This window comes from Mesorhizobium sp. M0028 (assembly GCF_040323855.1).
Classification (GTDB): domain Bacteria; phylum Pseudomonadota; class Alphaproteobacteria; order Rhizobiales; family Rhizobiaceae; genus Mesorhizobium.
This window is the reverse complement of the sequence record NZ_JAMYVG010000006.1, coordinates 117,924-129,668: the sequence shown is the minus strand read 5'-3', so window position 1 is coordinate 129,668 and position 11,745 is coordinate 117,924. Positions and strand designations below refer to the sequence as shown.

General features: G+C 61.0%; 13 protein-coding genes. 6 read left to right on the top strand and 7 right to left on the bottom strand.

Annotation, left to right across the window (positions count from 1 at the left end; genetic code table 11):
• Window positions 1-12: 12 nt before the first annotated feature.
• Window positions 13-1,014, bottom strand: a complete 1,002-nt coding sequence (locus NKJ93_RS14625) for a LysR family transcriptional regulator (RefSeq protein ID WP_023721248.1) — start codon at window positions 1,012-1,014, stop codon at window positions 13-15.
• A gap of 110 nt (window positions 1,015-1,124) precedes the next feature.
• On the opposite strand from NKJ93_RS14625, the gene NKJ93_RS14620 reads away from it, so the two are divergent.
• The 3 genes from NKJ93_RS14620 to NKJ93_RS14610 all read left to right on the top strand — a co-directional run bounded on the left by NKJ93_RS14620 (window position 1,125) and on the right by NKJ93_RS14610 (window position 3,251).
• On the top strand, window positions 1,125-1,739 hold the full coding sequence (locus NKJ93_RS14620) for a nitroreductase family protein (RefSeq protein WP_352481572.1): 615 nt from the start codon (window positions 1,125-1,127) through the stop codon (window positions 1,737-1,739).
• Window positions 1,736-2,593, top strand: a complete 858-nt coding sequence (locus NKJ93_RS14615; protein WP_023721250.1) for an EamA family transporter — start codon at window positions 1,736-1,738, stop codon at window positions 2,591-2,593. The genes NKJ93_RS14620 and NKJ93_RS14615 overlap by 4 nt, the downstream gene beginning before the upstream one ends.
• Before the next feature lie 169 nt (window positions 2,594-2,762).
• The gene (locus NKJ93_RS14610; RefSeq protein WP_352589821.1) at window positions 2,763-3,251 is read left to right on the top strand and encodes a nucleoside deaminase; all 489 of its coding nucleotides are present in this window, start codon (window positions 2,763-2,765) and stop codon (window positions 3,249-3,251) included.
• A gap of 110 nt (window positions 3,252-3,361) precedes the next feature.
• Here the strand turns inward: NKJ93_RS14610 and NKJ93_RS14605 are convergent, their stop codons facing one another.
• From NKJ93_RS14605 to NKJ93_RS14590, 4 genes are all read right to left on the bottom strand, one after another.
• Window positions 3,362-3,841 carry a hypothetical protein gene (locus NKJ93_RS14605; protein ID WP_352589819.1) on the bottom strand — a complete coding sequence of 160 codons (480 nt, stop codon included), beginning with the start codon at window positions 3,839-3,841 and terminating at the stop codon, window positions 3,362-3,364.
• Window positions 3,838-4,257, bottom strand: coding sequence for a helix-turn-helix domain-containing protein (locus NKJ93_RS14600; protein ID WP_198030531.1), 420 nt, complete (start codon window positions 4,255-4,257; stop codon window positions 3,838-3,840). Before NKJ93_RS14600 ends, NKJ93_RS14605 begins: the two co-directional genes overlap by 4 nt.
• Entirely contained in the window at window positions 4,244-4,609 is a 366-nt protein-coding gene (locus NKJ93_RS14595) for a hypothetical protein (RefSeq protein WP_156948174.1), read from the bottom strand. Before NKJ93_RS14595 ends, NKJ93_RS14600 begins: the two co-directional genes overlap by 14 nt.
• 331 nt (window positions 4,610-4,940) lie before the next feature.
• The gene (locus tag NKJ93_RS14590) at window positions 4,941-5,837 is read right to left on the bottom strand and encodes an NAD-dependent epimerase/dehydratase family protein (RefSeq protein ID WP_352589816.1); all 897 of its coding nucleotides are present in this window, start codon (window positions 5,835-5,837) and stop codon (window positions 4,941-4,943) included.
• A gap of 145 nt (window positions 5,838-5,982) precedes the next feature.
• Between NKJ93_RS14590 and NKJ93_RS14585 the strand changes: the two genes are divergently transcribed.
• The gene (locus tag NKJ93_RS14585; protein WP_352589813.1) at window positions 5,983-6,921 is read left to right on the top strand and encodes an NAD(P)-dependent oxidoreductase; all 939 of its coding nucleotides are present in this window, start codon (window positions 5,983-5,985) and stop codon (window positions 6,919-6,921) included.
• Between the two features lie 668 nt (window positions 6,922-7,589).
• On the opposite strand, the gene NKJ93_RS14580 is transcribed toward NKJ93_RS14585, so the two are convergent.
• Both NKJ93_RS14580 and NKJ93_RS14575 read right to left on the bottom strand, forming a co-directional pair.
• On the bottom strand, window positions 7,590-8,369 hold the full coding sequence (locus NKJ93_RS14580; protein WP_023721256.1) for a FadR/GntR family transcriptional regulator: 780 nt from the start codon (window positions 8,367-8,369) through the stop codon (window positions 7,590-7,592).
• 147 nt (window positions 8,370-8,516) lie between these two features.
• Complete coding sequence (locus tag NKJ93_RS14575) at window positions 8,517-9,506, bottom strand: sugar-binding protein (protein ID WP_023721257.1); 990 nt, start codon at window positions 9,504-9,506, stop codon at window positions 8,517-8,519.
• A 427-nt stretch (window positions 9,507-9,933) separates the two neighbouring features.
• Between NKJ93_RS14575 and NKJ93_RS14570 the strand changes: the two genes are divergently transcribed.
• Together NKJ93_RS14570 and NKJ93_RS14565 are read left to right on the top strand one after the other, a co-directional pair.
• Window positions 9,934-10,674 carry an ATP-binding cassette domain-containing protein gene (locus NKJ93_RS14570; RefSeq protein ID WP_023675804.1) on the top strand — a complete coding sequence of 247 codons (741 nt, stop codon included), beginning with the start codon at window positions 9,934-9,936 and terminating at the stop codon, window positions 10,672-10,674.
• A 34-nt stretch (window positions 10,675-10,708) separates the two neighbouring features.
• Window positions 10,709-11,707, top strand: a complete 999-nt coding sequence (locus NKJ93_RS14565) for an ABC transporter permease (RefSeq protein WP_023721258.1) — start codon at window positions 10,709-10,711, stop codon at window positions 11,705-11,707.
• Window positions 11,708-11,745: the final 38 nt, after the last annotated feature.

Sequence of the window (11,745 nt, the reverse complement as noted above, 5' to 3'; positions counted from 1 at the left end):
TTTGGAGGCGTGTCAAGGAGATGAAATCGACGGCAATATCTCGGTTTGATTTTCCGTATCCGTCGCCTCGCCGACACAGCGCTTTGCCGGGCGTTCACGCCGGGGAGGCACGAACGGCTTCTCTTTGTCCCGACTGAATTCCTCGATCAGGAAATCAAGGAAGACGCGGATTTTCGGGGCAAGATGCTGCCGTGCCGGATAGACCGCGTAGAGTGTGGTTTCGACCTTGTCCCAGTCATCCAGAGCCGATTGCAGCCGGCCTGCTTTCAGGTCGCTTTCGACATAGGGATAGGGGATCAGGCTGACGCCGAAGCCGGCGCGCAGCGCATCGCGCACGGCAAGGCTCGAGGAGACCGAATATCGTCCGTCGATGGCGATCCGCTCGCTGCGGCCGTCCTTGCGGAATTCCCATATGTCCGCATGCCCCGAGAGGCTGAACCGGATGCAGTTGGCCGCCTTCAAATCGGCAGGCGTTTGAGGCCGGCCGTGCTGCTCGAAGTAGGCAGGAGCTGCACAAAGCACGTGCGGCATGACCGCAAGCTTTCTGGCGACCAGGCTGGAATCCTCGAGATTGTCGCTGCCGCGAATGGCAAGGTCAAATCCCTCCCGCACGATATCGACGCGCCTGTCATCAAGATGCAAATCGAGTTTCAAATCGGGATAGCGCGATAGAAACGCGGGAATGGCAGCCGAAAGCCGCGTCAACGTGACAGTCATCGGCGCGCTGACCCGCAACGTCCCGCTCGGCGCCGTCTTGATCGGGCCAAGGACCTGGTCGGCCCTGGCCAGCGCATCGAGCCCCTGCGTGACATGCTCCAGATAGATCCTGCCTTCTTCGGTCAGGGCCATCCGCCGCGTCGTCCGGTTGATGAGCCGCACCCCCAGATGCGCCTCCAGCTCGGCGATGTTCTTGCTGATCGCGGGAGGCGAGAGACCGAGCCGCCGTCCGGCTTCGGCAAAGCTGTTCAGTTCCGCCACATGACGGAAAACCTGCAACGCAGTCAGGCGATCCACTGCACCATTCTCTTCCAGTAAACAATGTCTTTCAATTGTCACATATTATCGTCTGTTGGTAAATTCCATATCTGCTTCCCGAACGGCTTTCTCATTTTCGGAATGACATGATGACCAACCCCACAATCTCCCTTATCGAGCGACGCATGTCGGCCAATCGGTTCGATGCCTCGTACGCATTGACGGATGCCGAGGTTGAGGAACTGGCACGTCTCGCAACGCGCGCGCCAACCGCCTACAACCTTCAGAATTGGCGGTTCATCGCCGTGCGGACGCCGGAAGCAAAGGCGCGGTTGCGCAGCGTGGCCCATGGCCAGGCCAAGGTGCAGGAAGCAGCGGTCACCTTCATCGTCTGCGGCGTACTGCCCGACCACGCCGCCCTCAATGCAAGGCTGCGTCCTTTCGTCGAAGCCGGCTTCATGCCGGCGGATATGGCTTCGGGCTGGCAGGAAGGCGCCCGCGCACAATATGCCGATCCTCGGGCTGCCCGCGACGAAGCGGTGCGCTCTGCAACGCTTGGCGCTGCAACGCTGATTTTTGCAGCCGAAGCGCTGGGGCTCGTCGCTGGTCCGATGGGAGGCTTCGATGCCGAAGGCGTGGCCCGCGAGTTTGGCCTTGGCCTGAATGAAGTGCCGGTGATGCTCATCGCGGTCGGCCGCGCCGCGCCCGGCAACTGGCCGCAAAAGCCGCGCCGCCCTCTTGCCGAAGTACTGGAAATCTTATGAAAACGCGCCGTTTCGATCTGTTGCTGACAGCCATTGCACCCGCGATATGGGGCAGCACCTATATCGTCACCACCCAGTTCCTGCCCAACTTTTCGCCGATGACGGTCGCAATGCTGCGTGCCTTGCCAGCCGGATTGCTGCTGCTGGCGATCGTTCGGCAACTGCCGACGGGCATCTGGTGGCTGCGCAGTTTCGTCCTCGGAGCCCTCAACATCTCGATCTTCCTGAGCATGTTGTTTGTCGCCGCCTACCGGCTTCCGGGCGGGGTCGCCGCGACGGTGCTGTCGGTCCAGCCGTTGATCGTGATTTTCCTTGCCGCTGCCCTGCTTGCCAGCCCTGTCCGTCGGTTGGCGATCGTCGCCGCCCTTGTCGGGATCGCCGGTGTTGCATTGCTGGTGCTGACCCCGAACGCGACGCTCGATGCGGTCGGCGTTGCCGCCGGCCTCGCCGGGGCGGCCTCCATGGCCTTCGGAAGCGTATTGGCCCGTAAGTGGCAACCGCCAGTATCGCTGCTTACCTTTACGGCATGGCAGCTGACCGCCGGCGGTCTGCTTCTCGTTCCGGTGGCCCTGCTTTTCGAGCCCTCCATCCCGCTCCCGACCGCGGCCAACCTGCTTGGACTGGTGTGGCTCGGCCTGATCGGTGCGGCGCTGACTTACGTCCTCTGGTTCCGGGGCATTGCGCGACTGGAATCTGCCGTGGTGTCATCGCTGCTTTTCCTCAGCCCGGTGACCGCCGTGCTGCTTGGATGGGTATTCCTGGACCAGACGCTGACCTTGCCTCAAATCGCCGGCGTCGTTTTCGTCATCGGCAGCATCTGGCTGGCTCAACGCCCCAATCGCAACGAGTCCTGATGCATGTCGCTCAAAAGTGTGCAGCGGGTTTGCGATACGACATGCATCAAAACAAGAACCTGAAGCGCGTAGCATGAGGCCGGTCGAACGCGACGCGTTTTAGGCCGCCGACTTGTGTCGGCGGATTGTTCGGCACTATGGTCCAGCGGCATAGCCGGAGGATCCGCCGATGCCACAACGCCCCTATGATGAGCGCCTGCTCCGTCAGGCGTTCGAAGTCGCGCGCAAGGCCCGCGATGCCGGCGAACATCCCTTTGGTTCGCTCCTCGCTGACAAGGACGGCAATGTTTTGCGCGAGCAGCCCAACGCTTACAAAGCCGGCGGGGGCGACCGCACCGCTCATGGCGAAAGGCTGCTGGCCTCATGGGCGGGGATGAATTTCAGTCTCGAAAAGCTGGCCTCCTGCACACTCTACACTTCGGCCGAACCTTGCGCGATGTGCTCCGGCACAATCTATTGGGCGGGCATCGGACGGGTCGTCTTTGGCCAGAGCGAACATGACCTCAAGGCATCGACGGGTGCACATGTCGAGAATCCTACACTCGACCTGCCCTGCAGGATCGTCTTCGAAGCTGGGCAGCGTCCGACTGAAGTCGTTGGTCCGCTGCTTGCCGATGAGGCGGCGCAACTCCAGGCCGAATTCTGGAAAGACAAGTAGCTTAATTGCCGCACGGCAGGAAACGAGTGAGGGCTAGGCTCAGAACTTATTGATCAAGGGTATTGCCCCTTCAACAAGTGAAGTATCGGAGAACCTTGACCCCTTTGGGCCTAAACAGCGGGGATGGGGTTGCCGGCTCCATCCCTACTCAACTGCGAGATGCGCAATCGGCCAGCTGAGGTTTCCTCCCCGTCCCGAACGACTACGACCACGAGTTTTGCAGGCTCTTGGAAGACCAAGGTTGACAGTTGAATGTTCATGCTAAGGGCCAATAATTTGACTGTATCCTTCTCAAATTCGAGGGGTCCTTTCTGGGGGATGATGTCGGTCTTCGGCACTGGAGCTTCTATCAAATCAACTACCCCACCGGCCTTGGATTCAAGACGAACTTTTATCGCGAGGGTAGGCAAAGTTTCTGGATACGGTTCAAGATACTTAATCAGACACCACAGCCCCGTGGGCAATGCCCACGGCAAAGGTCCGTCGAATAAAACGGCATCATTATAGACCCCTATGTGCAGCTGCTTCCCGTTGGCCTCCTGTCGAAGGTCATCGCAAAACACGACGCTAGCATGGGGGTTCAAAATCATGCTGCCTCAAGGCGTATTGACACCGCACTCACGGCATCGGTTCCCGGCAGGATGGAATGCTGCCCGGAACTTAGTGTGGTCCCCGCTCCGAGCGTAAGCGGCTGTATCTCGCCCGCAGGCCCAAACCGACGGTTCATTTTTCTGTCTACGACCACAACCTCTACGTCTACCTCAAGGGCAGTCGCGAGGTCCGCGATAGTGTCTATTTCCCAGTTCGGCTTTGTTCCTGAAAACCAGCGAGAGACCGCAGACTTGTTAATTCCGAGGCGATCGGCAAGCTGACTTAGGGTGAGCCCCGTTTCCGCTTTCCTGGCTTGAATGACCGCCCAAAAGGCGCTCACAAAAGCCGAACGAAGTATCCCGCGTTCGAACTCTTCAACGAACGCTTGGTCGGAAACCTTATTAGATTTTTTCATCCACATCTCGACATATTCCCTTCACGTACTCTAACGCCGTTGCTGCACGAAAAGGTTGCGCATTACCCATGGTGTTGCCCCAAAGATCGGGGATTCCAGCGACGGTTTCGCTATAGTTCTTTTTGATCCCTAGCCAATGTCGGCAATGCAGTCCTAAACCTATGAATACCCCGGCGTCGAGAAACCTACCGAACAGACGCACTTGGACATGCCTAGGCTTTCGCGCACAAATTACCCAGACCTCGTCAACAGAATGCAATCGTTCGATGTCTGGCCCCCGCTCGTCTGGGTCTCCTTTGAGGCTTGCCGTCACGAACCAACCGAAACAAAAAATTGCTATCAGTTCTTCCATTTTGGCCATCGGCAAATGGCTTAAGTCGGGATCCTTCCCAGCCAATCCTCTATAAACATTTGGCGTTACATACAGAAACCGCTTGGCCTCCACCTTTTGGTTAAGTGCAGGCCGCGCGACGAGCCGACCGGTTTCGACCGCTCGATACAGAATAGAGTTAGTTGCGTTTAAAGTCAACAATTCCCCGCAGGCCGCACCGTTCCTCTCGAAGGGGGAAACGTGTTATTACCAGCCAGCAGATAGCCTATGTCAAATTCGAGGTTGAGTCAGAGCCTTCTCAACGTTGCGCGTCGGGGCTGGCCCAGTGCCGGCTCCGTATCACGTACGCCCGTCAGGTCGTCTTGACATATTTCCGCCAGCTGTGTTCCGGCCGGAAGCCGAGCATGTTGCGCGCCTTGCGGTTGGAGAGCAGCGTCTCGTATTCGCCAAGTTCGCCCTTGACCGGCACATCGGGGTAAAACCGCTTCAGCAGTTCGGCTGTCGGCAGGTCGGACGAGGTGTCGTCATTGGCGGCGTTGAACACCTGATAGCCGAGCCCGTCCTTTTCGATGGCGCGCAGCGTGATCTGGCCGAGGTCGCGCGCGTCGATATAGCTCCAGGCAATGCGCTTGCGGAAACCCGGATCGGCGAACCATTTCGGAAACAGCGAATATTCATGCGGCTCGATGACGTTGCCGATGCGCAAGGCATAGATGTCGGAGCCATCGCGTTGTGCAAACGCCCGCGCGGTCTTCTCGTTGACGACCTTGGACAGCGCGTAGCTGTCCATCGGATCGACGTCGTACTCCTCGTCGAGCGGAAAATGCGTCGGATCGCGCGGTTCGTTGGCGAAGACCAGGCCGTAGGTCGTCTCGCTGGATGCGATCACCACCTTGCGGATACCGAGCTTCACTGCGGCCTCGATGACATTGTAGGTGCCGAGCGCGTTGATGCGGAACACCTCGTTGTCGGGCGTGATCATGATGCGCGGGATCGCCGCGAAATGCACCACGGCATCGACCGGCTGCGAACGCAGCGACGGATCGAATTCATGCAGGCCGATATAGCTCGACAGCGCGTTGAACACCTGCCCGCTGTCGGTGATGTCGGTGATCAGCGTGCGCACCTTGGGATTGTCGAGCGGCTTGGTGTCGATGTTGAGCACCTGGCAGCCCTGCTCGACCAGATACTGCACGACGTGGCGCCCGGCCTTGCCGCTGCCGCCGGTGAACATGATCCGCTTCGTCATTTTGCTCTCCCTGGAATTCACGTGTATTGTCAGACAATATCGAACTCTGCAATCGCCTGCCACGGCATGCGGCAAAAACCCGCTTCAACAATTCGCCGGCAAGGTGCAGCGCCGTCATCCATCACTGCAAATAGGACGAAACGACATGAACACTACCGCCGCGAGCGAAAAGATCGGCTTCATCGGGCTGGGCCTGATGGGGCACGGCATAGCGAAGAACATCGTCGACAAGGGCTATCCGTTGACGTTTCTCGGCCGCAAGAACCGCGCACCGGCGGAAGACCTGCTCGGCCGCGGCGCCAAGGAAGCGGCGACCTCGCGCGACGTCGCCGCGGCATCCGATATCGTCTTCATCTGCGTCACCGGCTCGCGCGAGGTCGAAGCCATCATCCGCGGCCCAGGCGGCCTCAAGGAAGGCCTGAAGCCGGGATCGGTCGCCGTCGACTGCTCGACCTCGGATCCTGTCTCGACGGTGGCGCTGGCCGCCGAACTCAAGGCGCTCGGCGTCGACTATGTCGATGCCCCGCTCAGCCGCACCCCGAAGGAGGCCTGGGAAGGCACGCTCGATGCCATGGTCGGCGCGCCCGACGCGGTCTTTGCCCGGCTGAAGCCGGTGCTCGACACCTGGGCCGGGCGCATCGTCCATATCGGCGACACCGGTGACGGCCATCGCATGAAGCTGCTCAACAACTTCATTTCGCTCGGCTACGCCGCGATCTATTCCGAGGCGCTGGCGCTGGCGCAGAAGGTCGGCATCTCGCCGCCGCGCTTCGACAGCGTCATCCGCAACGGCCGCATGGATTGCGGCTTCTACCAGACCTTCATGCGCTGGACGCTGGAAGGCGACCGCGACGCGCACAAATTCAGCATCGCCAACGCCTTCAAGGATCTCACCTATCTCGAATCGATGGCGGGTGCTGCCGGCATCGCCAACCCACTCGGCAACGCCACCAAAAACGCCTTCGCCGGCGCCTTCGCGGCCGGCCCCGCCGACCAATATGTGCCGATGCTGGCCACGCATATCGGCAAGGTCAACGGCGTCGACCTGATGCCGACCAGGGATGGCAAGAAGCAGACGATCTGAGCCGGCCGATCAGCTTTTGGCCACGCAAGCTTGCCGCAACATTCCGAGGCGTCAGCGCCACTGGCGAACCTGCCAATCTTCCCCCTTGAGGCAGTGCAATCGCATGTAGGCAAGAGCCCCCTCACCCGGATTGCCAACCGAATTGCGAAGGGCAATTCGGGGCAATCCAACCTCTCCCCGAGGGGAGAGGAGATCGCCAGCGCCGGCGTCAGCCTCTTCTCCCCAGCGGGGAGAAGGTGGCCGCGAAGCGGCCGGATGAGGGGGACTCCTTACGCGATTTGCCCTGCCTTGTTGGGGGAGATGCCCGGCAGGGCAGAGGGGGGGTGCTGTCCCTCAGACCTCAGATCGGCAACACTGCAATTTCAAAGCCGAAAACAAAAAACCCGCCTCGGTAGGCGGGTCGCCGGCGCCAATCAGCACCATAACCAGATTACTAGCATAGCTGCCGGCACAAAGCAAGAACAAAATACGCTGCGGCGGTAAAAAAGTCCGAATCCCTGGCCCATCCGAGGTCGCCGCCCTCATTGCCTAACGTTGATGATTAGCGAAAGCCGAAGTGGCATCCAATCTCCCCCCTCGTGGGGGAGATGTCCGGCAGGACAGAGAGGGGCGCGAAGGAATGCCGAGTTTTGCAATCGTTCGGAGCAATGCCAGCCCTGGTGCAACCATCACCGCCGCGACCGCCCGATAACATCGTCGGTGTTGGCGAGAAGCCTGTGCACCGCGGCACGGGCTGCGGCGGGCCGCTGCAGGCGGATGTTCTTCTCGATCGCCTCGTGCAGTGCCTGCGCCCGACGCTGGTCGCTGGTTTCGCGTGTGACGAAAACAAAGAGGTGATCGAGCGCCGATTCGATCAGCACGCCGAGCGGCACCAGCAGATCGTTGCCCGAGGCGCGCAGGATGGCGAGGTGGAACCGCGTGTCGGCGCGCGTTCGCTCCTGCAGGTTGGTCGCTTCGCCCATTTCGCGACAGGCCTGGCTGATCTCGGCCATCTGCTCGTCGGTGCGCCGCATCGCGGCAAAGGCGCTGGCCTCCGGCTCGATGATGTGGCGGAATTCCTGCACCGTCCGGAGGAACACCTCGCGGTCCGGCGAGGTCGCGTACCAGGCCAGCACGTCGCGATCGAGCAGGTTCCAGCGCTCCTTCGGCTCGACCCAGCTGCCGATTTTGGGACGTGACGCAAGCAGGCTCTTGGCCATCAGCATTTTTATGGCTTCGCGCACCGCCGAGCGGCTGACGTCGAAGGTCTCCGACCATTTGGCTTCGTTGGGCAGGATGGTTCCCGGCGGATAATCGCCGCGCACGATCCTCAGCCCGATTTCGTTGGCGAGCGAGGCATGCACGCTCGATCCGGGAAAGTGTGCGGCGTCGGCACGCCGAACGCCGGCCGGCCGCTCAGCCTCTGCCTTCAACTTGGCGGGTCGCTTTTTTGATGTCGCGTCCGGCATTCGTATTCCCCGGCAGCCGCTTGTCGAAAGCCTGAACTCAGGACACGACAAAGCAGCGGCCTACGCTCCAAAGCAGCGTCGCCTCGTGCGTTCGTATGGACGGTCTGTGACGGGGCGCCCGTCGAAGGGCGCCCCGAAACTGCGAACCTACTTCTGGATGCAGGTGTCGACCGTGTCCTTGGTGCATTCGTCGAGGCCGGTGAACACCGGATCGGCGACCGGCTTGCCTTCGACCAGGTCGATCATCACCGAGGGCGCCTTGTAGCCCATCTCGAACGGCCGCTGGCCAACCAGCGCGGTCACCAGCCCGTCACGGGCAATCGCCACCTCGTCGCCGATCGTGTCGGCGGCGCCGATGACGAAGGCGTTGCTGGCGATCTTGTCGGCCATCGGCTTGAACAGGTCGCGGTAGGGCTGCGGAGCGCCGAACAGCGGCCAGCCGCCCATGATGCCGAAGGCGTCGAGATCGGGATTGGCAGCGAGGATGTCGGTCATCGCCTGCACGCCCTTGGCGCCGTCGTCATTGGTGAACACCGGGCAGCCGGCAACTTCCGTCCAGCCGCCTTCGCCTGCCAGCGCGGCGAGGCCGTCCTTGCCCGAAAGCGCGTCACGCATGCCCTGCGCGCGGCGCAGGATGTTGTCGGCCGCCGGATTGCCTTCGATGGTGCAGATCTTGCCGCCATTCGGCTTGGCCTTCTTGATGTATTCGCCGATCTTGTGACCCATCAGGTAGTTGTCGGTGCCGAGGTAGGTCTTGCGCAGCGCCGCATCTTCCTTGCTGAGGTCGGCGTCGAGGGTCATGATCGGGATCGACGGATTGGCGCTTTTGATCGTCTGCGCGATCAGCGGCGCGTTCGATGGCGAAATCGCCATCGCCACAGTGTCGGGCTTGCTCAGCATGTCCTGGACGATCTGGGCTTCACCGGCTTCGTCCGAGGTCGATGCCGGTCCGGTGTAGAAGCACTCATATTCCGAGCTGGCGTTTTCCTTGTTCCATTTCTCGCAACCCTGGTGGATGGCCTCGAAGAATGGATTGTCGAGACCCTTCACGACGATGACGAGCTGTTTCTTGGCCATAGCCGGCCCGGCACCCAACGCCATGACGGCGGCGGCAGCGAGCAATAGTGATTTCCTCATGTCAGTCCTCCCTTTTGAAACAAACGGACACCACGTGCCCGCCACACACAGATCGACCCGGAGCAAGATGACAGAGGACGTCGCACTCGTGTCGCCAAGCCAGGTCGATAAGCATTTTCATATTCAGTCTCAGACCGGCACCGACAGATACTGCTGGTTACCAAATCCCTGACCGACAAACCTTCACCGATTCCTTCCGGCAACCCGGGAGATCGGCGCAAGCTCCTCCGACACTTAGCTAATATCGCCTTGTCGCCGACGTCAATGCTATTTGTCCTACAAAACTGATTTTTCGAAAGAAGCCGTGGTTGACGCCAAGGTGGCTTATGCGTAAATGGGCAAAATCGCTGCTTCCGGGAGGAACTGGGGAGAGCGAAAGGCCGCGGCAGAACCGCAGGCCGCAAAGCACGGGGAGGCAAGAAGGCTGGTGGCGGTTCTCGAACTCACCAACATCTCGAAGCATTTTGGCGCCATCCAGGCGGTCAACGACGTTTCGTTGTCGATCGAGGCCGGACAGGTTGTCGGCCTGATGGGCGACAACGGCGCCGGCAAGTCGACCCTGGTCAAGATGATCGCCGGCAATTTCCCACCGAGCCATGGCACGATGCAGATGGACGGCAAAGAGCTGATCCTGCACAAGCCGGTCGAGGCGCGCCAGCATGGAATCGAAATCGTCCATCAGGACCTGGCACTGTGCAACAATCTGACGGCCGCCGCCAACGTCTATCTCGGCCGTGAATTGCGCCGCGGCCTCGGGCCGCTTCGCATCCTCGACTATGCCGCGATGTACAAGCGTGCCGGCCAGATCTTCGCCGAGCTGAAATCCGAAACCCGCCCGCGCGACCTGGTCAAACAGATGTCGGGCGGCCAGCGGCAAGCGGTGGCGATCGCCCGCACCATGCTTTCGCAGGCCAAGATCGTGCTGATGGACGAGCCGACGGCAGCGATCTCGGTCCGCCAGGTCGCCGAGGTATTGAACCTGATCCGCCATTTGCGCGACCAGGGCATCGCCGTCGTGCTGATCAGCCACCGCATGCCCGACGTCTTTGACGTCGCCGACCGCGTCATCGTCATGCGGCGCGGCCGCAAGGTCGCCGACAAGACGATCGCATCGAGTTCGCCGGAAGAAGTCACCGGGCTCATCACCGGCGCTATCGAACAGGTATGATTGACGCCTCAACCATGAGTAAAAAAGGTCGATAATGGCAGTCACCCTTGATCAGACGATCGCGCACAAGCAGCACACCTTGCTGAGCAAGGTGTTTGCCAGCCAGACCTTCTGGGTGGTGATCGCGGTCATCCTCGCCTGCCTGTTCCTGTCCGTGGCCACGGATTCCTTCGCCACGACCAAGAACCTCTACAACATCACCCGCAACATCACCTTCGTCGCCATCGTGGCGCTCGGCATGACCTTCGTCATCATCACCGGCGGTATCGACCTGTCGGTCGGCTCGGTGCTTTGCCTGTGCTCGATGGTGCTGGCCGTGACCATGCATGCCGGCTACGGCATCGAGACCGGCATTGCCGCAGCGATCGCGACGGCGCTGATCATCGGCGCCTTCAACGGGGTTCTGATCGCCTATCTCGGCTTTCCGCCCTTCGTGGTGACGCTTGGCATGCTCTCGATCGCACGCAGCCTTGCCATGGTCGCCTCCAACAACACCGTCGTCTTCCAGTTCGGGCCGGACCACGACAAGCTGCTGGCGCTTGGCGGCGGCGCCTGGGTGTTCGGCATCGCCAATCCGGTGCTCTACATGATCGTGCTAGCGATGATTACCGGCTTCGTGCTGCGCTGGACGAAATTCGGCCGGCACATCTTCGCCATCGGCGGCAACGAGCATGCGGCGACGCTGACCGGCGTTCCGGTGCGCCAGATCAAGGTTGTCGTCTACATGATCTCGGCATTGGCGGCGGGCCTTGCCGGCATCATCCAGACCGGCTGGCTGGGCGCGGTCACCACAAATCTCGGCAACGGCATGGAGCTTCAGGTGATCGCCGCCACCGTCATCGGTGGCGCCAACCTGGCCGGCGGCATGGGCACAGCCTTCGGCGCAGTCGTTGGCGCGGCGCTGATCGAGGTCATCCGCAACAGCCTCGGCCTGCTCGGCATCAATGCCTTCTGGCAAGGCGTGTTCATCGGCGGCGCCATCCTGCTCGCCGTGCTGTTCGACCGCATCCGCAATTTCAGGCGCAACGACTGAACTTTTCCGCCGGCGGGGCAAAGTTGCTTCGCTGGCAA

Excerpts from the sequence above, each read along its gene's own strand:
- NKJ93_RS14595 (WP_156948174.1), bottom strand. The coding sequence starts at position 4,609 with ATGGAAGAACTGATAGCAATTTTTTGTTTCGGTTGGTTCGTGACGGCA.
- NKJ93_RS14615 (WP_023721250.1), top strand. The coding sequence starts at position 1,736 with ATGAAAACGCGCCGTTTCGATCTGTTGCTGACAGCCATTGCACCCGCG.
- NKJ93_RS14600 (WP_198030531.1), bottom strand. The coding sequence starts at position 4,257 with ATGAAAAAATCTAATAAGGTTTCCGACCAAGCGTTCGTTGAAGAGTTC.
- NKJ93_RS14605 (WP_352589819.1), bottom strand. The coding sequence starts at position 3,841 with ATGATTTTGAACCCCCATGCTAGCGTCGTGTTTTGCGATGACCTTCGA.
- NKJ93_RS14585 (WP_352589813.1), top strand. The coding sequence starts at position 5,983 with ATGAACACTACCGCCGCGAGCGAAAAGATCGGCTTCATCGGGCTGGGC.
- NKJ93_RS14620 (WP_352481572.1), top strand. The coding sequence starts at position 1,125 with ATGACCAACCCCACAATCTCCCTTATCGAGCGACGCATGTCGGCCAAT.
- NKJ93_RS14580 (WP_023721256.1), bottom strand. The coding sequence starts at position 8,369 with ATGCCGGACGCGACATCAAAAAAGCGACCCGCCAAGTTGAAGGCAGAG.
- NKJ93_RS14610 (WP_352589821.1), top strand. The coding sequence starts at position 2,763 with ATGCCACAACGCCCCTATGATGAGCGCCTGCTCCGTCAGGCGTTCGAA.
- NKJ93_RS14565 (WP_023721258.1), top strand. The coding sequence starts at position 10,709 with ATGGCAGTCACCCTTGATCAGACGATCGCGCACAAGCAGCACACCTTG.
- NKJ93_RS14590 (WP_352589816.1), bottom strand. The coding sequence starts at position 5,837 with ATGACGAAGCGGATCATGTTCACCGGCGGCAGCGGCAAGGCCGGGCGC.
- NKJ93_RS14575 (WP_023721257.1), bottom strand. The coding sequence starts at position 9,506 with ATGAGGAAATCACTATTGCTCGCTGCCGCCGCCGTCATGGCGTTGGGT.